This window comes from Mucilaginibacter pankratovii (assembly GCF_014773265.1).
In the GTDB taxonomy this organism is placed as follows: domain Bacteria; phylum Bacteroidota; class Bacteroidia; order Sphingobacteriales; family Sphingobacteriaceae; genus Mucilaginibacter; species Mucilaginibacter pankratovii.
Genome location: NZ_JACWMY010000008.1, coordinates 1 through 22,846, shown reverse-complemented (window position 1 = coordinate 22,846; position 22,846 = coordinate 1). Strand labels below are relative to the sequence as shown.

The 22,846-nt window shown below is 45.0% G+C and carries 26 protein-coding genes; 10 read left to right on the top strand and 16 right to left on the bottom strand.

Translation table 11 applies throughout. From position 1 onward, the window contains the following. Positions 1–118 precede the first annotated feature (118 nt). Both IDJ77_RS15795 and IDJ77_RS15790 read right to left on the bottom strand, forming a co-directional pair. Complete coding sequence (locus IDJ77_RS15795; RefSeq protein WP_191189941.1) at positions 119–1,126, bottom strand: aspartate-semialdehyde dehydrogenase; 1,008 nt, start codon at positions 1,124–1,126, stop codon at positions 119–121. A gap of 95 nt (positions 1,127–1,221) precedes the next feature. After that, positions 1,222–2,211 (bottom strand): hypothetical protein, encoded by a 990-nt coding sequence (locus tag IDJ77_RS15790; RefSeq protein WP_191189940.1) that lies wholly within the window; start codon positions 2,209–2,211, stop codon positions 1,222–1,224. Between the two features lie 115 nt (positions 2,212–2,326). On the opposite strand from IDJ77_RS15790, the gene IDJ77_RS15785 reads away from it, so the two are divergent. From IDJ77_RS15785 to IDJ77_RS15750, 8 genes are all read left to right on the top strand, one after another. Beyond that, on the top strand, positions 2,327–3,277 hold the full coding sequence (locus tag IDJ77_RS15785; protein ID WP_191189939.1) for an NAD-dependent epimerase/dehydratase family protein: 951 nt from the start codon (positions 2,327–2,329) through the stop codon (positions 3,275–3,277). A gap of 105 nt (positions 3,278–3,382) precedes the next feature. Then, a complete protein-coding gene (locus IDJ77_RS15780; protein ID WP_191189938.1) occupies positions 3,383–4,108 on the top strand; it encodes a YebC/PmpR family DNA-binding transcriptional regulator in 726 nt (241 codons plus the stop codon). A gap of 135 nt (positions 4,109–4,243) precedes the next feature. Further along, a complete protein-coding gene (locus tag IDJ77_RS15775; protein ID WP_191189937.1) occupies positions 4,244–4,459 on the top strand; it encodes a DUF2442 domain-containing protein in 216 nt (71 codons plus the stop codon). 82 nt (positions 4,460–4,541) lie between these two features. Continuing rightward, positions 4,542–5,495 carry a hypothetical protein gene (locus IDJ77_RS15770; protein ID WP_191189936.1) on the top strand — a complete coding sequence of 318 codons (954 nt, stop codon included), beginning with the start codon at positions 4,542–4,544 and terminating at the stop codon, positions 5,493–5,495. Between the two features lie 35 nt (positions 5,496–5,530). Continuing rightward, positions 5,531–5,932, top strand: coding sequence for a hypothetical protein (locus tag IDJ77_RS15765; protein WP_191189935.1), 402 nt, complete (start codon positions 5,531–5,533; stop codon positions 5,930–5,932). A 58-nt stretch (positions 5,933–5,990) separates the two neighbouring features. After that, the gene (locus IDJ77_RS15760) at positions 5,991–6,332 is read left to right on the top strand and encodes a hypothetical protein (RefSeq protein ID WP_191189934.1); all 342 of its coding nucleotides are present in this window, start codon (positions 5,991–5,993) and stop codon (positions 6,330–6,332) included. Between the two features lie 64 nt (positions 6,333–6,396). Next, positions 6,397–6,906 carry a phosphoribosyltransferase family protein gene (locus IDJ77_RS15755; protein ID WP_191189933.1) on the top strand — a complete coding sequence of 170 codons (510 nt, stop codon included), beginning with the start codon at positions 6,397–6,399 and terminating at the stop codon, positions 6,904–6,906. An 82-nt stretch (positions 6,907–6,988) separates the two neighbouring features. Further along, positions 6,989–7,282, top strand: a complete 294-nt coding sequence (locus tag IDJ77_RS15750; RefSeq protein ID WP_191190180.1) for a GIY-YIG nuclease family protein — start codon at positions 6,989–6,991, stop codon at positions 7,280–7,282. A gap of 94 nt (positions 7,283–7,376) precedes the next feature. On the opposite strand, the gene IDJ77_RS15745 is transcribed toward IDJ77_RS15750, so the two are convergent. From IDJ77_RS15745 to IDJ77_RS15735, 3 genes are read right to left on the bottom strand one after another with little or no spacing between them, the layout of a single operon-like run. Further along, on the bottom strand, positions 7,377–7,892 hold the full coding sequence (locus IDJ77_RS15745; protein ID WP_191189932.1) for a shikimate kinase: 516 nt from the start codon (positions 7,890–7,892) through the stop codon (positions 7,377–7,379). After that, the gene (locus IDJ77_RS15740; protein WP_191189931.1) at positions 7,889–9,040 is read right to left on the bottom strand and encodes a BT_3928 family protein; all 1,152 of its coding nucleotides are present in this window, start codon (positions 9,038–9,040) and stop codon (positions 7,889–7,891) included. The genes IDJ77_RS15745 and IDJ77_RS15740 overlap by 4 nt, the downstream gene beginning before the upstream one ends. Further along, positions 9,037–9,519, bottom strand: a complete 483-nt coding sequence (locus IDJ77_RS15735) for a DUF1599 domain-containing protein (RefSeq protein ID WP_191190179.1) — start codon at positions 9,517–9,519, stop codon at positions 9,037–9,039. The genes IDJ77_RS15740 and IDJ77_RS15735 overlap by 4 nt, the downstream gene beginning before the upstream one ends. Positions 9,520–9,626: 107 nt before the next feature. Between IDJ77_RS15735 and folP the strand changes: the two genes are divergently transcribed. Continuing rightward, positions 9,627–10,532 carry a dihydropteroate synthase gene (gene folP / locus IDJ77_RS15730; RefSeq protein WP_224751120.1) on the top strand — a complete coding sequence of 302 codons (906 nt, stop codon included), beginning with the start codon at positions 9,627–9,629 and terminating at the stop codon, positions 10,530–10,532. Positions 10,533–10,534: 2 nt separating this feature from the next. Here the strand turns inward: folP and IDJ77_RS15725 are convergent, their stop codons facing one another. The 6 genes from IDJ77_RS15725 to recJ form a co-directional block, all read right to left on the bottom strand. Then, on the bottom strand, positions 10,535–10,936 hold the full coding sequence (locus IDJ77_RS15725) for a hypothetical protein (RefSeq protein WP_191189930.1): 402 nt from the start codon (positions 10,934–10,936) through the stop codon (positions 10,535–10,537). A gap of 22 nt (positions 10,937–10,958) precedes the next feature. Next, positions 10,959–11,348 carry a hypothetical protein gene (locus tag IDJ77_RS15720; RefSeq protein WP_191189929.1) on the bottom strand — a complete coding sequence of 130 codons (390 nt, stop codon included), beginning with the start codon at positions 11,346–11,348 and terminating at the stop codon, positions 10,959–10,961. 14 nt (positions 11,349–11,362) lie between these two features. Next, positions 11,363–11,752, bottom strand: coding sequence for a hypothetical protein (locus IDJ77_RS15715; RefSeq protein ID WP_191189928.1), 390 nt, complete (start codon positions 11,750–11,752; stop codon positions 11,363–11,365). A 57-nt stretch (positions 11,753–11,809) separates the two neighbouring features. Beyond that, positions 11,810–13,345 (bottom strand): GH3 auxin-responsive promoter family protein, encoded by a 1,536-nt coding sequence (locus tag IDJ77_RS15710; protein ID WP_191189927.1) that lies wholly within the window; start codon positions 13,343–13,345, stop codon positions 11,810–11,812. 110 nt (positions 13,346–13,455) lie between these two features. Beyond that, positions 13,456–14,196: an LPS export ABC transporter ATP-binding protein gene (gene lptB, locus IDJ77_RS15705; protein ID WP_191189926.1), complete on the bottom strand. Its 741-nt coding sequence runs from the start codon at positions 14,194–14,196 to the stop codon at positions 13,456–13,458. A 163-nt stretch (positions 14,197–14,359) separates the two neighbouring features. Beyond that, positions 14,360–16,069 carry a single-stranded-DNA-specific exonuclease RecJ gene (gene recJ / locus IDJ77_RS15700; RefSeq protein ID WP_191189925.1) on the bottom strand — a complete coding sequence of 570 codons (1,710 nt, stop codon included), beginning with the start codon at positions 16,067–16,069 and terminating at the stop codon, positions 14,360–14,362. Between the two features lie 339 nt (positions 16,070–16,408). Between recJ and IDJ77_RS15695 the strand changes: the two genes are divergently transcribed. Beyond that, positions 16,409–16,711 carry a DUF1330 domain-containing protein gene (locus tag IDJ77_RS15695; protein WP_191189924.1) on the top strand — a complete coding sequence of 101 codons (303 nt, stop codon included), beginning with the start codon at positions 16,409–16,411 and terminating at the stop codon, positions 16,709–16,711. Positions 16,712–16,896: 185 nt separating this feature from the next. On the opposite strand, the gene IDJ77_RS15690 is transcribed toward IDJ77_RS15695, so the two are convergent. The 5 genes from IDJ77_RS15690 to IDJ77_RS15670 form a co-directional block, all read right to left on the bottom strand. Next, complete coding sequence (locus tag IDJ77_RS15690) at positions 16,897–17,175, bottom strand: DUF4342 domain-containing protein (RefSeq protein ID WP_191189923.1); 279 nt, start codon at positions 17,173–17,175, stop codon at positions 16,897–16,899. Between the two features lie 189 nt (positions 17,176–17,364). Beyond that, complete coding sequence (porD, locus tag IDJ77_RS15685; RefSeq protein WP_191189922.1) at positions 17,365–18,255, bottom strand: type IX secretion system protein PorD; 891 nt, start codon at positions 18,253–18,255, stop codon at positions 17,365–17,367. Further along, the gene (gene coaBC / locus IDJ77_RS15680; protein WP_191189921.1) at positions 18,252–19,454 is read right to left on the bottom strand and encodes a bifunctional phosphopantothenoylcysteine decarboxylase/phosphopantothenate--cysteine ligase CoaBC; all 1,203 of its coding nucleotides are present in this window, start codon (positions 19,452–19,454) and stop codon (positions 18,252–18,254) included. Before coaBC ends, porD begins: the two co-directional genes overlap by 4 nt. A 422-nt stretch (positions 19,455–19,876) precedes the next feature. Next, a complete protein-coding gene (locus IDJ77_RS15675) occupies positions 19,877–20,212 on the bottom strand; it encodes a DNA-directed RNA polymerase subunit omega (RefSeq protein ID WP_191189920.1) in 336 nt (111 codons plus the stop codon). A 26-nt stretch (positions 20,213–20,238) separates the two neighbouring features. Continuing rightward, positions 20,239–21,171, bottom strand: a complete 933-nt coding sequence (locus IDJ77_RS15670; protein WP_191189919.1) for an outer membrane protein assembly factor BamD — start codon at positions 21,169–21,171, stop codon at positions 20,239–20,241. Positions 21,172–22,846: the final 1,675 nt, after the last annotated feature.

Below are 22,846 nucleotides of genomic sequence, written 5' to 3'. Positions count from 1 at the left end.
ACTTCGCTTAACTCACGCTTTTTTAATAAAAATAGGGATAATCTCCCGACTATCCCTATTCAAATATTTATTTAAAATTCGGAAACTAACCTTTAATCTCCGGCCTCTAATGTCTAAACTACGCCTCCACAGCCTGCCCTATCAAATGCTTAGCCACCAAATACTCGGCAATTTGCACGGCATTGGTTGCAGCGCCCTTGCGCAGGTTATCAGATACTATCCAGCAGTTTAACGTGTTCGGCTGGGTTTCATCGCGGCGGATGCGGCCAACAAAAACTTCGTCCTTATCGTGTGCATCTAATGGCATCGGGTATTTAAGGTTAGCAATATCATCCGTTACCACAATGCCCGGCGATTTTGCAAGAAGTTCTTTTACTTCTTCTACATCAAAATCATTCAGAAATTCGATGTTAACCGACTCCGAGTGGCCGCCCATTACCGGGATACGCACAGTGGTAGCGGTAACTTTAATGCTATCGTCGCCCATTATCTTCACCGTTTCCTTCACCATTTTCATTTCTTCTTTGGTGTAGCCGTTCTCGGTGAAAACGTCAATCTGCGGGATAACGTTCAAATCGATGGTGTATGGGTATGCTTTTGGTCCGTCGATACCTTTACGCTCGTTAAATAATTGGTCAACCGCTTTTACGCCGGTACCCGTTACCGATTGGTAGGTAGAAACCACCACGCGTTTAATTTTATATTTATCGTGCAGGGGCTTTAAAGCCATTACCATTTGTATGGTTGAGCAATTTGGGTTAGCGATGATCTTGTCATCGGCGGTTAGCACATCAGCATTTACTTCGGGCACAATTAACTTTTTGCTTGGGTCCATGCGCCAGGCCGATGAGTTATCGATAACAGTGGTACCAACCTCGGCAAACATCGGGGCCTGCTCTAAGGAAGCACTGCCACCTGCACTAAACAGGGCAACATCGGGCCTTTGCTTTATCGCATCCTCAACAGAAACCACCTTATACTGCTTACCCTTAAAAGTAATTTCTTTACCAATACTTTTTGCGGAAGCTACGGGGAATAATTCTGTAACGGGGAAGTTGCGCTCCTCAAGGATCTGCAACATTTTAGTGCCTACCAGCCCGGTGGCACCTACTACTGCGACTTTCATTTTGTTTGTTATATATGTGTAATTAAACTAAACCCCAAATATGCATTTTTTTTGCCTTAGCTGCAATTAAGTCTACCAGTTTAGTATATAAATAGCTATTTGGAGGTTTTCATATAAAAACCGTAGCGCTTAACGGGTGCTTTACCGTCGGGTATTTGATTATAGGCCCAAAACAACACCATCGTATTGTTCTTATCAATTTTGGGTAAAACTTTAGTAATCTGTTTTTGAATACTGTCGTTTTCCGCCTTTAATTTTACCATATCATCCAGCGGAATAGTTGTGTGGTATTTTACCAGCGGAAAAATGCCCTCTGCTATTATTACAGATGCTACGCCGATAATTTGTGGCGAGCTGCTTACATCAGGTATGGTAATGGGAAACTTTGCTGCAGTCTCTTTATCAATTTTTTGACCAAATGCCTTCATCTCCGAAAACTTAAAATACTCGAACATGTTGCTGGCAGGCGTGGCTATTTGCGCTGTTACCTCCATTGCTATAAAAGCATCCGTAAAGTCGCCTTCGTCCATATACTTTTGGGCCGTCCGGTAGTATTCTACAGCGGTATGTCCCTTTATCTTATATTGGCCGGCGTACAAATTGTCCAATTTCCAATCGTTACCATACTTGCCGTAACCACAGGTGAGCAATACCTCTATATCACCGTGGGTGTACAACATCAGCGAAAAATAGGTTTCCTTAGCATAAACATTGTAGTTCAGTTTATAGTCATTATCGGCAGATACCCCTTTAAAAATGCTGGAGGTACCGCCCACAGCGGAATTTGTACATAAATATTCATCCAGCAGGCGGTAGTTTGTAGTGGTGATAACGGGTTTCAGGAACTTCACAATAGCACCTGTTTTCCCTTTGGCCCGCTGTTTTAAACCATCAGAGTATAAAGAAATTAGTTTAACCGAGTCACCCGATATGAAACAATCAATTACTTTATCATCAAGTACTTTTATTTCGTCCCGTGATTGTTGATCGATATGGTCATTCCAGTTTGCGGATTGAACAGATACCTGGGCGGCACAATCTATAAGGCCGGTAAACAGCAGGGCAAGCAATAGTATATACTTCATAAACTAAATATATAATTTAAAAAACACAGTTACATAATGTTGTCAAACCTTTGTTTTTGCAAAGTTTAACTCATTTCGCTCAAATTTTTACCTTTGTAGCCAAACCCGCATCTGCATGAGCGAAAAGATTTTAGTGATAGGCGCCAACGGGCAAATTGGTACCGAACTGGTTACTGCTTTGAGAAATATTCATGGCCCTGAGAATGTAATAGCATCAGACATTAACAGCCCTAATTATGCCATCCGCAACAGCGGCCCTTTCGAGTTTGCCAATGTGCTGGATAAGGATAACCTGCACCATTTGTTTGATAAGCACCGCCCTACCCAGGTTTACCTGCTGGCGGCCATTTTATCGGCCGTAGGCGAACAAAAACCCAAAATAGCCTGGGACCTGAACATGACCGGCCTTTTGCACATCCTCGATTTTGCCGTTGAATTTAAAACCGCCAAGGTTTTCTGGCCGAGTTCGATAGCCGTTTTTGGTCCGCATTCGCCGCAATATAATACGCCGCAATACTGCGTAATGGACCCGAACACCGTTTATGGTTTCAGCAAACTGGCCGGCGAACGCTGGTGCGAGTATTACTATACTAAATATGGTGTTGATGTGCGCAGCATTCGTTACCCCGGGCTGATAGGTTGGCGTGCTTCACCTGGTGGTGGCACTACCGATTACGCGGTCCACATTTTCCACGAAGCGCTAAAGAAGGGCAAATATCAGAGCTTCCTTTCGGCAGAAACGGCTTTGCCGATGATGTATATGGAAGATGCCATCCGGGCGACCATTAGTTTGATGGATGCACCGGCAGAACAGATCAGTATCCGCAGTAGTTATAATTTGGCGGGCATTAGCTTTACGCCAACACAACTGGCCGAAGAAATAAAAAAGCATTTGCCTGATTTCGAGATGAGTTATGCAGACAGCGACCCGCGCCAGGCCATTGCCGATAGCTGGCCGAAATCGATAGATGATAGCCAGGCGGGCAAAGACTGGGGCTGGCAAATAGAGTACGACCTTGGTAAAATGACCAGCGACATGCTGGAGAATTTAAAGAAAGTAATATAAGAAACTTAGATAAGAATAAAATCACGTTATTAATGATGCCGAATCGGTGTAATCAATTCATCGAAATCGGTGGAATCACTTTAATATCGGTGTAATCCAAAAAGTATGGGAAGAGCATTTGAATTCCGCAAGGAAAGGAAATTTAAGCGCTGGGCCAAAATGGCGGTTCAGTTTACGCGTTTAGGTAAGGAAATTGTAATGGCGGTTAAAGCCGGCGGCGGCGACCCCAACTCTAACTCGCGCCTGCGCACGGCCATCCAAAACTCCAAGGCGGTTAATATGCCTAAGGATAGGGTAGAGGCTGCGATTAAACGCGCTACCAGCCGCGACGAAAAAGATTACGAAGAGCTGGTGTACGAAGGTTACGCGCAGCATGGCGTAGCTATTTTGGTAGAAACCGCTACCGATAATATTAACCGCACCGTGGCAAACGTACGCAGCTACTTTACCAAATATGGCGGTACGCTGGGTAAAACCGGCTCGCTTGATTTTATCTTCAGCCGTAAATCGGTATTTACTTTCGATCCGGGCGACCGCGACCTGGAAGAACTGGAGTTTGAACTGATAGACGCCGGCCTGGAAGACCTGTTTGTGGATGCCGATGAAGAAGGAAATGAAATTGCCGTATTGCACGCCGCTTACGAAGATTTTGGCAAGATGCAAAAAGCATTGGAAGGATTAGGTATCGAAACCAAATCGGCTAAGCTGGAGCGTGTTGCACAATCAAACATCGCCGTAACCGAGGAGCAATCCGTTGATGTATTTAAGATCATCGACCATTTAGAGGAAGACGACGACGTACAGGCGGTGTACCACAATATGGCGGAGTAGTCCACTATACCCCACGCGTCATTGCGAGCGATAGCGTGGCAATCCCCGGCAAGCAGAGCCGCCTTGCAAGTCCGAACTGCTTGCCGGGGATTGCTTCGTTCCTCGCAATGACGCAGTAATAAAAATTGACGAACCATGCCACTAACATCAACCCGTAAACAGGAACAAAAAGTTAAGGTAACCTTTGCCAATGGTTTGCTTTTTGTGGAGAAGGCAGATGGTAAACAGCAAGCCTTCCCGCTGGAATGGTTCCCCAAGTTACTAAACGCTACCGACGAGGAGCGCGAAGACTGGGAGCAAACGGATAGAGGGATACGGTTTAATAAGTTGGATGTTGACGTTTCAATTTAAGGATTTGAAAATGAGGCAATTTGAAAATGCTTCTTACTGCCAATCTTCAAATCTTCAAATTCTCAAATCTTCAAATTAAAATATGACTTTCGAAGAGTTTTTTCAGAAAAAGAGGATAGACCTTACCCGCCTGCAAGCCGGTGAGCCGGCCTTATTTTTTGAATTTAAAACCCACTTCGAGCAAATGGGCGAAAAGAGTTTCGACCATACCAAAAAGTACTGGTTCAATAAATTGCGCCTGCAGTATCACCTGGCAGCAGAACAAAAGCCAGAGAAGATGCATCTGGAAAACAGGCTGGCCGAGCAAACCATTGTTGAAACGCTAACCGAAAGCATCCCTTCGGCAACGCCAAAAAAAGCAGAAAGCGAACAGCCGAAAGCGGAAAGTTCTGCGGAAACCGCTTCACCAAAACCGGCCTTTAAGCCGCGCTTCAACCCTAAAATGGTGGCGCCAAAGCCTGCGGAGGATACTGAAAGCGAAAAGTCGAAAGCTGAAAGCGAAGCACCCCAAGCAGAAAACCAGGTGGAACCTCTTACGCCAAAACCGGCCTTTAAGCCACGCTTCAACATGAAGACGATGCCGCCTAAACCTGCGGAGGAAGCTGAGAACGAAAAGCCTAAAGCAGAAAGCCCTGATGAAACTCCTGCATCTCCCGTTGAAAGCACCGCACCAAAGCCTGCTTTTAAGCCGCGCTTTAATATGAAAATGGCAGCACCAAAACCGGCGGAAGAAGCTGAAAGTATAGAGCCAAAAGCTGAAAGCGCTGATGACCCCCCCGCACCTCCCGTAGAAACTACCACACCAAAGCCCGGTTTTAAACCGCGCTTTAATATGAAAATGGTGGCACCCAAACCTGCAGAGGAAGAAACAGCTAAACCGGAGAAGGTTGAACCGGTGGCAGAAACACCTGTAGAGCAGGCTACTGAAAACCCGGCGGCGCAGGAAGCTCCTGCGGAAGAAACCATTCCAAAACCTGTTGGCTTTAAGCCCCGCTTTAATGCGGCCAAAATGAAGCCCAAACCACCGCAGGAATAATCAACCCATTTACGAACCCATAGCAACAATTATATATGGATCCCGAAGAACTGCTGAGCCAACCCGGCGGAGAGCAAGATAAAGCCAAAAAGGAAAGCCCCCTGGTAAGCCTGGAACGCGACCTGAAACTTTTTAACGAATCTATCCGCGAGGTAGCCGTTGAAATTATGCTCGAAGGCTTGTCACTGCACCCCATATTTATCGCCCACCAGCACGAGTTAAAACTTGGTGAGGTAATCCTCGACCGCAACGAACTCAATACCGAGTGGAGCATCCATGCCTCAACTATCGAGGAATTTACAGAGCGCGGTATCATCAAAGCGGAACTGAAAGAACGCTTCCTCAGCACCTACAAAAACCCGCACGATTTTATGTGCCTGTTTGTGGTGGTACCGGAAGGGGCGAATTTTGTGTATTATCCGTATGTGAAAAGTTGAAATGTTGTAAAGTTGTTTTATCTTGTGAGTGCGAAAGCACTCCGTTTTGCAAACTATCATGTGCGACAACTGCTTTACAACAGAAATATATCAATTTAACACTTACTTAGATTTTGAAGAATTTGAGCATCTTCTTCATCCAAAAATTTCACATAATCACATTATAGCTTCTCCTATTCTGCCTCTTCGGCATAGTCATGAAGCCTATAAATGTAGCATTTGCCACGAACAATGGGTTTTATCTGTTCCCGAAAATGCCTGGCGAGGATATTTCTTACCGTTGGAGAAGGCGGCAATGTTTGAGGCCGATATCGAAAAGCAAGACAAAGAAAGCTCACGAAGTTGCATCATTATATTAGTAATTATTATCCTCTTCATTGTTGCCGCTATTATTAATTAGCCTGCATCAGAAAGTTTTCATTTTAATAATTTAGGATATATTTGAAAGATAATACTCACCTGCCATGCCCGATAAAAAACTCCTGATATTAAACAGTACGCAGATACAGCAAAAGATAGACCGTATTGCTTACCAGATACTGGAAGATAATTTCGACGAAACGGAGATCCTTATCGCCGGCATCCTGCCGCGTGGTAACCATGTTGCCAAAAGACTGAAGGCTGTATTGGATAAAATTGCCCCCTTCAGCAGCCGCCTGCTTACAATAGAATTAGAAAAGGATAGCACCAGCCTCAGCGCCCATATCAACTTCGAGATAGAAGAATGCAGCAATAAGGTGATCGTACTGGTTGATGATGTGCTTAACAGTGGTAAAACCTTGGCCTATGGCTTCGGCGTTTTTCTGGATGTACCCCTAAAAAAGCTCCGCACCGTTGTCCTGGTAGACCGTAACCACAAAAGTTTCCCTCTTGCAACTGATTACGCCGGCATGGCCCTCTCTACCGTTATCAAAGAACACGTAAGCGTTGTTTTAGATGTAGAAGGTGAGGAGGATGCGGTTTATTTGGTGTAGAGGAGAATTAGCTCACCTCCATGTCATTGCGAGCGATAGCGCGGCAATCTTATAGGACAAATAGCGCCTATGCTAAGTAACCATCACGAAAGTCCACCAATACTATGTCTACATTGTAACGAACGCTTCTAATAATGTTCTGTATATTGGCGTAACCAATAATTTGGAGAGCAGAATTTTGCAACATCGCGAAAAGATAAATCAAGGCTTTACCGCGAAATACCAATGCAGTAAATTAGTTTATTACGAGGAGTTTCAATGGGTACAAGATGCAATTGCCCGGGAAAAGCAGCTTAAGGCAGGTTCGAGGAAGAAGAAAATAGACTTGATTGTTGCCGATAACCCTGAATGGTTAGATTTGAGCGCCGGGTGGTAAGATTAGCTTCGTGGCAAGCATGTAGCACCTGCTAATCCGAATGTCCTATGAGATTGCCACGCTATCGCTCCCAATGACAGGGCGGAAATGTGTGTTACGCTATCTTTTCCAACCCCACTATCTCCACTAACTTCTCCACACTCATATCAATCCCATCCACATAATGTGTGGCTTGCAGGTAAAAGCCTTCGCGTTCGGCTAATTTGTGCTCTATAAAAGCCACCAGTTCGTCGCCTTTTTTGCCTTGCAGCACAGGGCGTGGTGTTTTGGCATTTTCTAAACGGGAAGCAAGGCCCTTTGGAGATAGCTGGATATATAGGGTTTGGCCATGGCTGTTCATCCAGTCCATATTATCAAAAAAGCAGGGCAGGCCGCCGCCGGTAGATACGATGACGTTCTCCGGGTATTCGGTTTGTTTTAGCACTTCCGATTCCAGCTTGCGGAAAGCCTCTTCGCCGTGGCTGGCAAAATATTCGGCAATGGTACTACCTACCTGTGCTTCCAGCACATGGTCCAGGTCTATGAAATTATAGCCTAAACCTGCGGCCAATTTTTTGCCCCAGCTGGTTTTGCCGCAGCCCATAAATCCTATTAAATATACCCGGCTCATTGCTTGCTAAAATATTCCTTTACTAAATCCTCGTACTTTGGCAAACCATGGTAATGCCATTTATTAATAACAACGCCATTCTTCATTAATATAACACCGGGGTTAGCGCGTACCATACTTTTTAACGGAACGCCATCGGCGTAAAATAATTCGCTTACCAGGTTGTTCTTTTTTGCAAATGCCTCGGCACTTTGCGGCGGATTTGAAGTGAGCAACACTACACGGGTATTAAAATTATCTTTAAGATTTGCCGCCAAGGCGTTGATGCGCCCAATTGCTTCTACATTTGTTTCTTCGAGGTTGTAAGCCACAATTACCAAACTATAAAACGGAATTGATAATAACTCCTGGTTGTAGTTATTGCCCTGGGCATCTTGTATATTCAGATCGCGTATTTTGGGTTCGAAGCCTTTTTTAAGCAAAACGCTTTCGGGGTTGCCCACAATTTCCCAGTTGGTATCTTTCCAGATGGCGGTTTTCAGGTATTCCTTATCCGTCATCACTTTGGTTTCGGCGGTCTTTTTGTTTTTAAGATGATAGGTGATCTCGTAAACATCGGCAGGCGCACCCGGCGGTGTTTTCATCTCTTCTAAAATATTGGCACCAATTTTATAAGGCAGGAAATCCACTATTGGCGAAAAGTTATAGGTGTATAAGCCAAAGCCAAGCGATAATACCGTAGCACCGATCAATAATTTGTCCCCGGTTTTTTGTTTTACCAGCGGTTGGATGGCCTTGCGGTTGAGAAAAAGCACCAGCACTAAAATCAGCAGCACCATATCTTTACTAAACGACTGCCAAGGCGTAAGCGGAATGGCATCGCCAAAACAACCGCAGGTTTGCACCACTTTAAAATAGGCCGAGTAAAAGGTAAGGAAGCCGAAAAAGGTGATAAGCAAGAGCAATCCCCAAATCACGGTTACCGCGCGCGTGCCTACCAGCAGGGCAAAGCCCAGCAGCATTTCCAGCGCGCAAAGAATAATGGCAGCACTTAGCGCAAAGCCATTTAAAAAAGTGAGGTGAAAAACCTCGAAGTACTCTTCCAGTTTATAAGAAAAACCAAGTGGGTCGTTGGCTTTGATCAGCCCCGAGAAGATGAACAGTAGCCCAACGGCTATTCTGCAAAACCAAATTAGGCTGTTCTTCATGCTACTCCTAATTTTATCAGCGCAAAAACAGCGTAGTTCAGCATATCCTGGTAGTTGGCTTTTACGCCTTCGGATGCGAGGGTTTTACCTTCATTATCTTCAATTTGCTTTACGCGAAGGATCTTCATCAGTATAAGGTCGGTTAGGCTGCTGATGCGCATATCGCGCCAGGCCTCGCCGTAATCATGGTTTTTGGCAAACATCAGGTCACGGGTTTCGGTAACCTTGCCGTCGAACATTGTTTCCACCGTTTCCGGGTTCAGTTCGTAGGACGTTTCATCAGTGCTATCCAGTTGCATCATGGCTATAACGCAATAATTTACAATACCGATATATTCGCCGGTGATATCGTCGCCTACTTTAGATACCTGTTTTTCTTCGAGCGTGCGGATGCGCTGCGCTTTGATAAAGATCTGGTCGGTAATAGAGGAGGGGCGAAGGATGCGCCATGCGGTACCGTAATCGCGGGTCTTTTTCATGAAAAGGCCTTTGCAATTATTAATGACGGCGTCGTATTCTGCTGCGGTGTTGCTCAAAGTAGTTGTAAATGTTATAGTTGTTGTAAAGGTTGTAGATGTTGTAAAAGATGGTGAATTTTAACCTTTATAACACTTACAACGTTTTTAACCAAATGGTGGCTAAAGATACATTTTTTCAGAAAAAAGTTACCCTAAATGCCGGCGGCAAATTGATAGACCTATCGTCGCCGAAAGTGATGGGTATTATTAATATTACGCCCGATTCCTTTTATGCCGCAAGCCGCAAAACAGACAAGTCATCAGTAATAAGCCAAGCGGAAAAAATGTTAACCGATGGCGCTACTTTTCTTGATGTTGGCGCTTATTCTTCGCGCCCCGGCGCTGTGGATATTTCTGTTGAGGAGGAAACCGAAAGGTTGTTACCTGCTGTGGAGGCCATTGTACAAAGCTTCCCGGAGGCTATTATCTCTGTCGATACCTTCCGTGCAAGCGTAGCCGAAGCAGCGGTAAAAGCAGGTGCGCATATCATCAACGATGTATCCGGAGGCAGCCTGGATGCCGAAATGTTTGCCACCGTTGCCCGCCTGCAGGTGCCTTATATTTTAATGCATATGAAGGGTACGCCGCAAAATATGGTGCAGCAGGCCCAATACGAAGATGTTTTTGCAGAGGTATTCGATTACTTTGTGACGAAGATCTATCAACTAAAACAATTGGGTGTACACGATATCATCATCGACCCCGGTTTCGGTTTTGCCAAAACCGCAGAGCAGGGTTACCAATTGATGAGCCGCATGCAGGAATTTGATGTATTGCAATTGCCGGTACTGGCGGGCGTCTCGCGCAAGCGGATGATCTACGGTTTATTGGGCAGCAATGCCGAAGAAGCATTAAATGGCACCACCGCATTAAACACCATTGCACTTACCAAAGGAGCAGGTATTTTAAGAGTGCACGATGTGAAGGAAGCGGTGGAGGCGGTGAAGATATGGGAAGCCTGCAATGTAGGCTAAGTCTATTTTATCCGTTTATAATCTGCGGCAATGTTATCGGTAATATCGGTACCCAGGGTCAGGGTATCGCCGTGTAGCCTTATTTCGGTGCCATAGGTGGTATCGGTGTCGTAATATATGCGGTCGTAAATAACGTTGTACAGCGTATCGGCGTTTTTCTTTATCCGGAAAGTGCCTTGCCTGTTCAGTTCGCCATCAATAAAAATCTTATAGGTGCTGTCTGCATCCAATTGAAAAATGTTTTTGTTACCCGCTGTGTATTTCTCATTAATGCCCGCAATGCCTCCGTAACGCGCACGCAACTCAAATGTACCATTGTAACCGGTAGAGGTAACAGGCAGATCGGCTTTTTTGCAGGATGCAAAAGCGACAATCGCTAAAAGGATAAATAAGCTATTTTTCATTTTTAAAGATGATTATGATCAGTTATTTCACTTTAACATATTCGTACGATGGCCCGTCGGCAATAGACGAACCGATTGTGATAGAATGCGGTGTTTCTGTCCAGGCTTCGGTATTGGTTGGATTGGTGAATTTAATGATGCCGAATTTCAGCGTGTCGCGCGTTTCGTAGATGTTAATGCTGAATTTCCCGCTTGCTGTTGCTTTATTGTCAATATACCTTACATAACTGCTATCGCTGTTAAACTGGTACATGTCGCCGGTGTTGTTTACTTTTACAGATGGTGATAGCCCGCCATGCCTGTACGCCAGTTCCCATTTGCCAAACAGGCCGGGCGTAACTTGCAATTTTTCGTCTTTTTTGCAGGCCGCAAAACAAGCAACCACGGCAATCATCATTAAAACTTTTTTCATGTTTTTTTAGATCGTTATTTCAGTTTAGCGTAATCAGAGGCAATGCCATCTGCGGCTGTTGTGCCAATGGTTATGGTGTCGGCTTTTATCCGGAAATTATCCAGGTAAACCGGCTCGTTAAAAGTGATGGTGCCATAGCGGGCGCCATTATCGGTACCGGTTATTTTGATATGGTAGTTACCGCTTTCGGCTATGGTGCCATTGGCGTATCTAACGTAAGTGCTGTCGCTTTTAAACTGAAAGATATTGCCGTTACCTGCCGGGAAAGTTTGATGGAAATAAGAGAGGCCGCCGTAGCTTGCCCGTAATTCGTACCTGCCAAATATGCTGGCATTACCCGCACCATTTTTTGTGCAGGCAGAAAAAACACAAACAACTGCCAACACTAATAAAGCCCTCTTCATAATTTTGTTGCTTTATTACTATTACGACGAGGGATTCGGGAACGCTACAGGGACGGTTTAATTTTTTATGGGAGCGGCTACCCCATCCAGCATTTTCAGGATAGAATCTACATACTCGCGGTTGTTGGCCAGGCGGGGAACTTTGTGCTGACCGCCAATTTTACCTTTTAGCTTCATCCAGTTAAAGAAGGTACCCTCGGCTACCTTGCGCACAATGGGGCGGCGCAGAGCCATATCTTTAAAACGCTTGGCATCGTAATCGGAGTTTACGCGGCGCAGCGTAAGATCAAGCAGATCTACAAAGCGTTCAAACTCGGCGGGCTTCTTTTCAAATTCTATCAGCCACTCGTGTGCGCCGCATTGGTCGCCGTTGAAATAAACGGGTGCGGCGGTATAATCGCGGATGATGGCGCCGGTTTGGGCGCAGGCTTCGGCCAGGGCGCGCTCGGCATTATCGATGATGATCTCTTCGCCAAAAGCGTTGATAAAATGTTTGGTGCGGCCGGTTATGCTGATACGGTAAGGCACCAGCGAAGTGAATTTAATGGTGTCGCCTATCAGATACCGCCAAAGGCCGGCATTGGTACTAATGATGAGCGCGTAGTTTTTATCCAGTTCTACCTCATCAAGTGTGAGGGTTTGCGGGTCTTCGTCGTGTAATTGCTCTAACGGCAGAAATTCGTAGAAGATGCCATAATCCAGCATCAGCAGCATATCGCCGGGTTCCTCCAGATCCTGGATGCCAAAAAAGCCTTCGGATGCGTTATAGGTTTCGAGGTAGTACATATCCCCGTTCGGAATCAGTTTTTTAAACTGCTCGCGGTAAGGCGTAAAGTTTACTGCACCGTGGAAGTACAGTTCTAAATTAGGCCAAACTTCCAGCAGGTTTTTTTTGCCGGTGATCTCGAGGATGCGCTTAAACAGCAGGATGTTCCAGGTGGGTACGCCGCTGATGCTGGTTACGTTTACGTCCTTGGTGGCATAGGCCATTTTCTCTATTTTTTCCTCAAAGTTTTCCAGCAGGGCGATGTCCAGGTGTGGCGTGCGGTAAAATTCGGCCCAAAGCGGCAGGTTTTTCATGATCACCGCCGATAGGTCGCCAAAGGAAGTATCGGCATTAAGCTGACCTATTTGATGACTGCCACCAAGTGTTAAACTTTTGCCGGTGAAAATGCGGGCGTTGGGCCGGTTATTAAAATATATGGTAAGCATGTCCTTACCGCCCTTAAAATGGCATTCTTCTAAGGACTCTTCGCTTACGGGGATAAACTTGCTGCGATCGCTGGTGGTGCCCGATGATTTGGCAAACCAGCGGATCTCCGACGGCCAAAGTACGTTTTGCTCGCCCTTCAGCATCCGCTCGATGTATGGCTTTAGGGTATCGTAGTTTTGGATGGGCACCTGGCGCTTAAAATCGGCCAGGCTTTCAATGCTTTTGTAATGGTGTATTTTGCCCCATTCGGTATTTTCGGCACCGGTAATCAGTTGCTCAAACCATTCTTCCTGCACTTCGTTGGGGTATTTCATAAAAAGCTCTATCTGGTGGATACGCTTTTTCATGAACCAGGTAAATACAGAGTTTATAATGGCCATGGGGAGTTGATGGTTTATAGTTCATGGTTCATAGATAATAATTCACGGCTAATTACTTTAAGCAGCTTCCATGAACTATGAACCATCAACCATCAACTCAAATATATAATTTACTGAGCAAAGGTTTTTCTTTTCAATACAAAATTTGCGCCAAGATATACTTTACGTACCATCTCGTTGGCAGCCAGTACCTCAGGTACGCCCGATTCTAACAACTTACCTTCAAAAAGGAGGTATGCTCTATCCGTAATGGAAAGGGTTTCCTGTACGTTGTGGTCGGTTATTAATATGCCTATGTTGCGGTGCTTCAGTTTAGCAACCATCGCCTGGATCTCTTCCACAGCAATCGGGTCAACCCCGGCAAAGGGTTCATCCAATAAAATAAAATTGGGTTCGGCTGCCAGGGCCCGGGCAATTTCGGTACGGCGGCGTTCACCACCGCTTAACAGATCACCGCGGTTTCTGCGTACTTTATGCAGGCTAAACTCATCTATCAGTTCCTCCAGTTTATCGCGCTGCTGATCTTTTGGCATTTTGCCCATTTCCAGTACCGCTTTAATGTTATCTTCTACCGACAGTTTACGAAAAACCGATGCCTCCTGCGCCAGGTAGCCAATACCTTTTTGGGCACGGCGGTACATGGGCTCACCGGTTATTTCTTCATCGTCCAAAAATATTTTGCCTTCGTTGGGTTTTATCAGCCCAACTATCATGTAAAACGAGGTGGTTTTACCGGCACCATTCGGGCCAAGCAAACCTACAATTTCGCCCTGCGCCACGTTGAACGTAACATCGTTAACAACGCTGCGTTGCTTATATTTTTTTACTAAATTTTCTGCCCGAAGGATCATATCTCTTAATTATTACCGCTATAACGGAAAACTATCCTAGTCATTGCGAGGAACAAAGCAATCTCTAAACTATACACGGCAGCTTGTCCTGCGTAGAGATTGCTTCGTGCCTCGCAATGACGCGCGGATTTGTTTGTGATAAAGACTTACCATTCACCGCTCACTATTCACCACTCACCATCGTTATCCCTTTTATATTCAACTGTATTGTTCGCTGCTCGCGCCAAACATTTTCTTCTATGGCGTAGCAAATATCAAAGGGTACGCCGGGCTTCAGTTGCGGCAGGTATTCGGCATGGTTAAATGCAATGCAACTGAAAGCTGCCGAACCCGGCTGCATCACGCTCATTTTTACGTGATTGCCACCCACCAAACCGGCATTGCCGCTAACATACACATTTTTGCTCAGGAATACCGGGGCCATATTCTCGGGGCCAAACGGTGCAAATTGGTTCAGGATCCTGAAGAATTTTGATTCGATATCCGCCAACCCGATCTCCGCATCTATCAAAACCTGCTGTATCAGTTGTTCATCGGTAATGGTATTGCTTACCACTTCTTCAAACCGCTCGATAAAAGCGGGCACCTGCTCGGGCTGCATGGTGAGGCCGGCCGCATATTTGTGCCCGCCGAATTGCAGCAGCAGATCGCTGCAGCCGCAAAGCGCCTCGTAAAGATCATATCCCAAAACGGAGCGCGCGGAACCTGCCACATGCCCATTACTGCGGGTAAGCACCACGGTTGGGCGGTAATATTTTTCGGTTAACCGCGATGCCACGATGCCGATAACGCCCTTGTGCCACCGCTCGTTGAAAACCACGGTAGATTTTTTTCCGATGAGGATGGCATCATTATCAATCAGGCTCAGGGCCTCGTCGGTAATTTGCTGGTCGTGCCCTTTGCGTTCCTGGTTGCGCTCGTTTATCAGCAGGCCTTTTTCTTTGGCATCATCCTCGTGGCAGGCTATCAATAGCTGTACGGCATCTTTGGCATCATCTATCCGGCCGGCGGCGTTAATACGCGGGCCCAATAAAAACACCACATCGCTGATGGTATACGGCCCTTTACGACCGGCAACTTCCATCAGCATTTTTACACCGATGCAGGGGTTCTCGTTTATTTTTTGCAAGCCGAAGTAAGCCAGCACACGGTTCTCGCCGGTGATGTGTACAATATCGCAGGCAATGCTGATACATGCCAGGTCGAAATAGCTGCTTACTTCTTCAAAAGGCAGATCGTGTTTTTCTGCATAGGCCTGCGCCAGTTTTAGGCCAATGCCACAGCCGGAGAGTTCTTTATAAGGATACTGGCAATCGGAGCGTTTGGGATCGAGGATGGCTACCGCAGCGGGTAGTTCGTCGCCCGGCAAGTGGTGATCGCAAATAATAAAATCAACGCCCAATGTATTGGCATAAGCAATTTTATCTACAGATTTTATGCCGCAATCCAGCGCGATGATGAGCGTAAAGCCATTAGCGGCTGCATAATCTATACCCGCAGTAGAGATGCCGTAGCCCTCTTTGTACCTGTCGGGAATATAATACTCGATATTGGCGTGGTGCTTTTTAAAGAAGCTGTACACCAGGGCAACGGCTGTTGTGCCGTCTACATCGTAATCGCCATAAATTAAAACCTTTTCGTTGGCGGCAATGGCGGTATCTATGCGGTCGATAGCTTTTTCCATATCCTGCATCAGGAAAGGATCGTGCAGGTGCAACGGACTCGGGCGGAAAAAGTATTTGGCTTCTTCAAAATCGCGGATGCCGCGCTGGGCCAGCATATTGCTCAAAACCTTGCTGATGTTAAGCTGCTCTGCCAGTTGCTGTACGATATCCTCGTCTGCCGCATCTTTTAACACCCACCTTTTCGCCATAAATATTTGTTAGATTTTTAGGGTGTAAAGATAGGAAAAAGAGAGGCAAGAAGACAAGGTGGGGAAAAGAGGAAGAATCAAGAAGTAAGAAACAAGAATCAAGATGTGAGAAATAAAAAAGGGTGAGTTTAGTTGTACTCACTGCAAAAAAGTTTACAAAAGTTAACACAATTCACGATGTTAACTTTTTAAGTTATTGATAATCAATAATTTATCATTTTTCAGGGTTAGCATCAAAAAGATGTCTTTGGCTGCTTTCATTACCTCTTCCTCGCAGTTGCTTTTTTAGGTTTGTTGGTTATATTAGCTTTACTTTCAGCTTAACCAATTGTTAACATTATGCTTTACTACACCCAACTCATCTTCATCAAACCCGGATGCGAGGCAGAATTTCACGCTTTCGAGGATAAAGTACTGCCGCTTTTAAAGGATCATAACGGCACACTCCTTTACCGCATCAGGCCCAATGCCAGCGCGTTTGTAGAAAGCTGCCAAGAATTACCATACGAAATTCACCTGGTGACCTTTAGCAGCAAAGCCGATTTTGAAGGCTACAAAACCGACCCAAAACGGCTGGCGTTTATGGAAATGAAGGATAGATCGGTAGAGAAAATTGTTTTGATTGAGGGAGTGGTGCTGTGATTCATTGGTAAATAGGGGAGGCAAAAACCACTTTCATTGCCGTCGGTTTTAACCGACGGATGAATAGATAAACAAAAAGGCTTTAGCCAAACTCATTGCGAATTCGGCTAAAGCCAACAATTATTGCTTCTTCCGTCGGTTTGAAACCGACGGCAATGAATATATTAGCCTGATAAGCTAATTGCCTATTCAAACTTATTGATCTCTTCCTTCTCTTCCGGCTCATCGCCTTTGCGCTCAACAGTGATGGTACACTCCGTTAACAGTGCCGCTGCTGCGCCAACTGCCGCGAATATTGGTGCCATCAATAGCCCAACCAGCCCGTAGGTAACCGGGAAACTCATGATCTCTTTACCGTCGTGGTTGGTGATAGTTATTTTGGTTACGTTGCCTTCGTTTATTAGTTCTTTTACTTTTTTAACGATGCTTTCTCCGTTAATAGAGAATGATTCTTTTGATGCCATGATATGTAGGTGTTTAGTTTTGTAAATGATTAATTAGCTTTTATGCCGTTTTAGTATTGGACAGTGGGATGGGGGAATTGTTACAGCGGAAGATAGAAGCAAGAATCAAGAGCCAGGAATCAAGACAAAAAGAATGGGCTTCAAAACATGCTATTTCTTGTCTCTTGATTCTCACCTCTTGCCTCTAAATTACTTCAGCGTCTCATACTTATTCCCGTTTGATGGATCTGCCTTTAGCAGGGTATTCATGGCCTGTGCCTTTTCGGGGCCGATGGCTTTGCTGAAAATAGATACAAATTCATCATCCTTGGCCGTAAAAAATGCAAGCGGCAAGTATGATCCTATACGTTTACGATCTACCTGGGTAAGCTGGGGCAATAGGGCGCTGATCGCTTTGCGTGCTTTGGTGGGGTTATCGGCCATCAGATCCAGGCCATTGCGGTGATAATCGTATATAAAACTGCGGAGGTTATTGTACAGCTTATTATTCAGATTTTCTGATAGCCAGTAACGGTTTAGGTTGCTGTCGAAAGCCTTCCAGCCTTTATAGGATGCCGTTTGGGCGTTTTGTACAACCGTTTGCGCCTGCGCAAAATACGGACTGCCGCCATAGCGCGAGAACGAATCGTAATCCATCCCTACAATAATATAAGCGTAAAAAGCCATTACCGAGCTGAGGTTGCTCTGAAAATTCTGGTCGCTGTAATCGATGGTTTGGCCTTCGGTATAAGTAAAATCTACATCCCTATCGTTAATGTTAAGCAGGGTAGTGCTATAGCTGGAGTTAAAAACCGGGCGGGAGGATTGTACCTGCATTTCGCAGCTAAAATTGCTGCCGCCATCCCAGTTGGTAATATTCAATACAAAGTTGCAGTTGATGCGTTCGTTTGGGGCGATGGCATCTGCGGCCCATTTACGGCTGTTCAGAAAATCCTTCATCGCGGTTTCCAGCGTGGTGAAGATGCGCTTATTGCTCACCTGTATTTTGGGTGTTAATATTTTTACCCGTGCGTTTAAATCCTGCGCTTGCGCAAAGCAACAGGTAAAAAGCAAAGTGGCGATGAGCAGGCAGCGTTTCATGATTTTAGCAGTTGGATAAATTTAGCACAAATATCCTTTGCCACCTCATTTTTATTTTTCAGCGCGAAGGTGGTTTTGTTCAGCGCCTTATCAATCATCGTTATTTTATTGGTATCGCCTTTAAAACCGGCACCGGTATCGTTTAGCGAATTCAGCACGATCATGTCCAGGTTCTTATTTTTCAGCTTCGCGATAGCATACTCTTCCTCGTTATTGGTTTCCAGCGCAAAGCCAACCAACACTTGCCCTTCGCGTTTTTGCTGGCCAAGGGTTTTTAGTATATCGGTAGTTTTTTTGAGTTCGATGGTTAAGCCGCCGTCCTGCTTCTTTATCTTTTGTTCGGCAACAACAGCAGGCGTGTAATCTGCTACGGCAGCGCACATAATGCAGCCATCGGCATTGGCAAAATTCGCTAAACACTCGCGCAGCATATCGGCAGCGCTGGTAACATCAATACGTTTAATGCTCCGTTGTTTACTTTGTTGCGCTGTGGGGCCGGCTATTAAGGTTACATCGGCACCCAAAGCCGCCAGCTCATCCGCAATAGCAAAACCCATTTTGCCCGATGAATGGTTACCAATAAACCTTACCGGGTCTATCGCCTCGTAAGTTGGGCCGGCGGTTACCAATACTTTGTGATTTACTAAGGGTAGCTTTTGTTTGATATCTGCCTCAACAAAAGCTATAATCTCCTCAGGTTCGGCCATGCGGCCTTCACCGTGCAGTCCGCTGGCCAGTTCACCGCTGCCGGGAGGGATCAGTATGTTTTGGAAGGATTGTATTTTGCTGATGTTCTCCTGCGTGGCTTCGTGTTTCCACATATCAAGGTCCATGGCCGGGGCAAAATAAACCGGGCACTTTGCCGAAAGATATACCGCGGTAAGCAGGTTATCTACCAGCCCGCCCGCCATTTTGGCCATGGTGTTGGCGCTGGCAGGTGCTATGATCATCAGGTCGCCCCAAAGGCCAAGTTCCACATGGTTGTTCCACTCGCCGGTTTCGGATTTAAAGTATTCGCTGTAAACCGGGCGTTTAGATAGGGTTGATAAGGTGAGCGGTGTAATAAAATTGGTAGCATCGGGTGTCATCACCACCTGCACCTGCGCACCGGCTTTTACCAGCAAGCGTACCAGCGTAGCAGATTTGTAGGCCGCTATGCTACCGCAAACACCGAGAATGACTTTTTTAGATTCAAGCATAAGCCCCTAATGTGGGAATTAATATCGAACACCGAATACTGAATATCGAATGATAAAAGGTTTTAACTTCATGAGGGTTCGAAACCTTAAAATCTCTCGTGTCGCGCGTATATTTAACTCACCCCGACGGCACTCCGTGCGTCGACCCTCTCTGCTGCGCAAAGAGGGTGAAGAAAGAAAAAATAGCCCCAATTTTCCCCCTTCTTTGCGAAGCAGAGAGGGGGCGGGGGGTGAGTCGACTCACCATGCGGACATCACCCTAAGGTTTCGAACACTTCATGCCTTAAATCGGCGTTCATTATTCGAAATTCATTATTCGATATTAAAACTCAAAGTAACAAAAAAACTCCCATAGGGAGTTTTAATAATATCATGCAAATCAAAAGCTCCTCCGCTAACCAGCGGGGGCTGGGGGGCTTTTACTATTGCTGTTCTTTGCTTGGGTTACGGTAGTAAACCTTATCCTCTAAAAACTCCTGAACAGCTACCAAAGTAGGTTTAGGCAATTTTTCGTAATATTTAGAGATCTCAATCTGCTCGCGGTTTTCAAAAACTTCTTCCAGGTTATCATTTGCCGATGCAAATTCAGAAAGTTTTTGGTGTAACTCTTCCTTTATGTTGTTTGATATCTGGTTTGCCCTTTTTGACATAATTACAAGCGACTCATAAATGTTGTCGGTTTTCACATCCAGTTCACGCAGGTCACGTGTTACGGTGCTGCTGGCTACTGTTGATTTATTTGTGTTAGTGGTGCTCATGTCTGTTATTTAAAATGCTTTATGTATTAATATGGTATTTTCTGATTATCTCTATCCTTAATGGACGGTGGCTGCGCGCCTTTGGTAGTATCCTTTTTGGCAACCTTCTCGGCCAGTTTAGGGTTGTAAGCCAATTCGGCTAAAACACGTTTTGCCTGTACTATGCCACGCTCGCTATCTTTTTTATAGTCGGCGGTTTCTTTTAAGTACTTGCTGCCTGTGTATTTCTCTGCAAACTGGTCGGTGCCTGCTATTACCAGCCCAAAGCGCTCTTCCTGGCGTTGTTCGCTGCTCACCTGTGCGTATTGGTATTGCGCTTTTATAGCCAAATACTCAAGCTCTTCTGCGTATTTAGTGTCAGGGTAATCGCGCAGGGTGTTATTAAACGCAATAACCGCTGCCTGGAAATCGCCAATGGTTAAATACAATTTCGCGTTTTCGTAAGCTTTACGCTCCAGCTTATCGCGCAGGTTTTGTATCAGCTTACTTGCTTCGGTAACACGGTCGCTTTTTGGGTAAAGGTTAATAAACAACTGCAGGCTCTCAATGGCTTTAGTAGTGTTCTCCTGATCAAGCGAGTATATCGGCGAATCGAGGTAGAAACAGTAAGCGGCAATAAAACGGCACTCCTCAGCACGCGGGCTGGTAGGGTACGTATCCGCAAATGTTTTAAAGTGGTAACGGGCCGATGTATAATCCTTCAGCTTATAGTTGGTATAAGCGTAGTAGTAATATAGGTCTTCCGCACCGGCGCGGCCACGGTAAATGGTAACCAGGTCTTCAAACAAACCAAGCGCTTTACTGTACTCCTTTTTATTATAAAACTTTACCGCTTCCGAGTATTTCTTGGCGTTATCGTTACTGGCCTTTAGCTTTTCGTACTTGCTTTTACAACTGCCGAGCGCAATAATTAATAGTAGCAATACGCCCGAAATAATGTGTAGTTGTTTTTTAAACATTTTGCAAAGATAGTTGAATATTATAAATCAGTCAATTATTTATTTAGTGGACGAATATATAACGACGTTTTTGCACCTTATATATATAAGGCATGTATTTAACATCTTTTAACGTTAGGAATTAAGTTGATGGTTCATGGTTGGAGAGGGGTTGTATATAGTATGTATAGGGGTGGGTTGTATATGGTATATATGTGGTCTTTTTTCGTAGCTAATAGGAGGGCTTGTCTTAAATATAGAGAAGTGCACAATTATAAGGTATATATAGAAACGAGAATGGCAGGTGGGGGTAAGGGGTAGTGAGAGCTGGTTTGTGGTAAAGAACTGTGATTAGTATATTATAAGGAGTACGCTATTATATGTATGATGTTTTCCTTTCTCCTTTATCCTTCCGTCTTTTATCTCATTTTGGGCGATGCCTGGGGCCCGGGCTCATACGCCTGTAGGCCTTACGCACATGGCCGGTATCCGCGCCCATCCCTAACGCGGTTTATCTGAACAGCTGATTTCAATGATTAAATGATTCCGTTGATTGTCTGAACCTTGATTTATGGGATTAAAAGATTGAAGGATTTTTTTTCGGAGACCAATCCTCTCACTCAGCAGAACAGCTTCGGGCGAAAGCGGGCAGAACGTGGTGGGTGGTGCGGAGGGAGGGCATTTGAATTTTTGCTGAAGCGCAGGGATTGGGCGGCGAAGCAAGGGGCAAATTTTCACAGCCCGTGGTTCTGGCCGGTTTGCAGGGTAAAGGCCTGTGCGGTAAAGAAGCCTCTCTGGTGAAAGCACTTTTGCTTCTTTTGGTGCATCAAACGAAGTAGCCCCTGCGGCAATGAGCAGCCGATGTTGTTATTTAAGCACTATTAATATTTAATACGACTATTAGCAAAGCCATTCAGCAAAACCAAAGCAATAGCTTAAATTTTCTGGCGCTAACAAATACAATAAATGCAGTTATAGTATGTTTTTAGCAGCTATCGGTGCAATCATCCCTCAATCGGTATAATCCCCGCAATTTTTTCTCCCTCTTTTTCAACGTGTTAAAACTACACTAAGCAAATAGCTTGCAAAGTATTTGCAAAAACAAAAAAGCTGCGTACCTTTGCAGCCCGCAAACGAAATAGCGGGTTGTTCTCTGAAAAAATAAGCAGCTAAAAATTAAAAAATAAAGTTTGCAAATTCAACAAAGGTTACTACCTTTGCAGCCCGCCAAATCAGTAATGAAGCGGGTGTTGAAAAGGGGAAAAAGCGAACGGAAAATTAAAAAAATAAAGTTTGCGAAATAGAAAAGGTTTTCTACCTTTGCAGTCCCAAAACGAGGGAGCGAAAATCGGAAACGAGGTTAGCAAAACGTTAAAAAGTCGAGAGCAATTCGAGACTAAAAAAAAATTGAAAAGTTAAGCATTGCGAGATGCGAAAACATATAGGATGTCTGCGACAGACATTCCGAACAAGTTCTTAAAAGAGATAGAAAATTAAATTATGCAGTGTAACGCTGAAGAGCAGTTATACTAAATGAAAAAGAAGCTTGAGATTAATAGAGGGATAATGTAAGAGAATATTTTTTTTTACAAGTTTCTATTGATTGAGTTTAATAGGGCTTGGATATAAACAACACATTATACAATGGAGAGTTTGATCCTGGCTCAGGATGAACGCTAGCGGCAGGCCTAATACA

What these genes read in the sequence shown, in the direction of transcription:
- IDJ77_RS15795 (WP_191189941.1), bottom strand. Translation starts at nt 1,126, where the DNA reads ATGAAAGTCGCAGTAGTAGGTGCCACCGGGCTGGTAGGCACTAAAATG.
- IDJ77_RS15790 (WP_191189940.1), bottom strand. Translation starts at nt 2,211, where the DNA reads ATGAAGTATATACTATTGCTTGCCCTGCTGTTTACCGGCCTTATAGAT.
- IDJ77_RS15785 (WP_191189939.1), top strand. Translation starts at nt 2,327, where the DNA reads ATGAGCGAAAAGATTTTAGTGATAGGCGCCAACGGGCAAATTGGTACC.
- IDJ77_RS15780 (WP_191189938.1), top strand. Translation starts at nt 3,383, where the DNA reads ATGGGAAGAGCATTTGAATTCCGCAAGGAAAGGAAATTTAAGCGCTGG.
- IDJ77_RS15775 (WP_191189937.1), top strand. Translation starts at nt 4,244, where the DNA reads ATGCCACTAACATCAACCCGTAAACAGGAACAAAAAGTTAAGGTAACC.
- IDJ77_RS15770 (WP_191189936.1), top strand. Translation starts at nt 4,542, where the DNA reads ATGACTTTCGAAGAGTTTTTTCAGAAAAAGAGGATAGACCTTACCCGC.
- IDJ77_RS15765 (WP_191189935.1), top strand. Translation starts at nt 5,531, where the DNA reads ATGGATCCCGAAGAACTGCTGAGCCAACCCGGCGGAGAGCAAGATAAA.
- IDJ77_RS15760 (WP_191189934.1), top strand. Translation starts at nt 5,991, where the DNA reads ATGTGCGACAACTGCTTTACAACAGAAATATATCAATTTAACACTTAC.
- IDJ77_RS15755 (WP_191189933.1), top strand. Translation starts at nt 6,397, where the DNA reads ATGCCCGATAAAAAACTCCTGATATTAAACAGTACGCAGATACAGCAA.
- IDJ77_RS15745 (WP_191189932.1), bottom strand. Translation starts at nt 7,892, where the DNA reads ATGAGCCGGGTATATTTAATAGGATTTATGGGCTGCGGCAAAACCAGC.
- IDJ77_RS15740 (WP_191189931.1), bottom strand. Translation starts at nt 9,040, where the DNA reads ATGAAGAACAGCCTAATTTGGTTTTGCAGAATAGCCGTTGGGCTACTG.
- IDJ77_RS15735 (WP_191190179.1), bottom strand. Translation starts at nt 9,519, where the DNA reads ATGAAAAAGACCCGCGATTACGGTACCGCATGGCGCATCCTTCGCCCC.
- folP (WP_224751120.1), top strand. Translation starts at nt 9,627, where the DNA reads ATGGTGAATTTTAACCTTTATAACACTTACAACGTTTTTAACCAAATG.
- IDJ77_RS15725 (WP_191189930.1), bottom strand. Translation starts at nt 10,936, where the DNA reads ATGAAAAATAGCTTATTTATCCTTTTAGCGATTGTCGCTTTTGCATCC.
- IDJ77_RS15720 (WP_191189929.1), bottom strand. Translation starts at nt 11,348, where the DNA reads ATGAAAAAAGTTTTAATGATGATTGCCGTGGTTGCTTGTTTTGCGGCC.
- IDJ77_RS15715 (WP_191189928.1), bottom strand. Translation starts at nt 11,752, where the DNA reads ATGAAGAGGGCTTTATTAGTGTTGGCAGTTGTTTGTGTTTTTTCTGCC.
- IDJ77_RS15710 (WP_191189927.1), bottom strand. Translation starts at nt 13,345, where the DNA reads ATGGCCATTATAAACTCTGTATTTACCTGGTTCATGAAAAAGCGTATC.
- lptB (WP_191189926.1), bottom strand. Translation starts at nt 14,196, where the DNA reads ATGATCCTTCGGGCAGAAAATTTAGTAAAAAAATATAAGCAACGCAGC.
- recJ (WP_191189925.1), bottom strand. Translation starts at nt 16,069, where the DNA reads ATGGCGAAAAGGTGGGTGTTAAAAGATGCGGCAGACGAGGATATCGTA.
- IDJ77_RS15695 (WP_191189924.1), top strand. Translation starts at nt 16,409, where the DNA reads ATGCTTTACTACACCCAACTCATCTTCATCAAACCCGGATGCGAGGCA.
- IDJ77_RS15690 (WP_191189923.1), bottom strand. Translation starts at nt 17,175, where the DNA reads ATGGCATCAAAAGAATCATTCTCTATTAACGGAGAAAGCATCGTTAAA.
- porD (WP_191189922.1), bottom strand. Translation starts at nt 18,255, where the DNA reads ATGAAACGCTGCCTGCTCATCGCCACTTTGCTTTTTACCTGTTGCTTT.
- coaBC (WP_191189921.1), bottom strand. Translation starts at nt 19,454, where the DNA reads ATGCTTGAATCTAAAAAAGTCATTCTCGGTGTTTGCGGTAGCATAGCG.
- IDJ77_RS15675 (WP_191189920.1), bottom strand. Translation starts at nt 20,212, where the DNA reads ATGAGCACCACTAACACAAATAAATCAACAGTAGCCAGCAGCACCGTA.
- IDJ77_RS15670 (WP_191189919.1), bottom strand. Translation starts at nt 21,171, where the DNA reads ATGTTTAAAAAACAACTACACATTATTTCGGGCGTATTGCTACTATTA.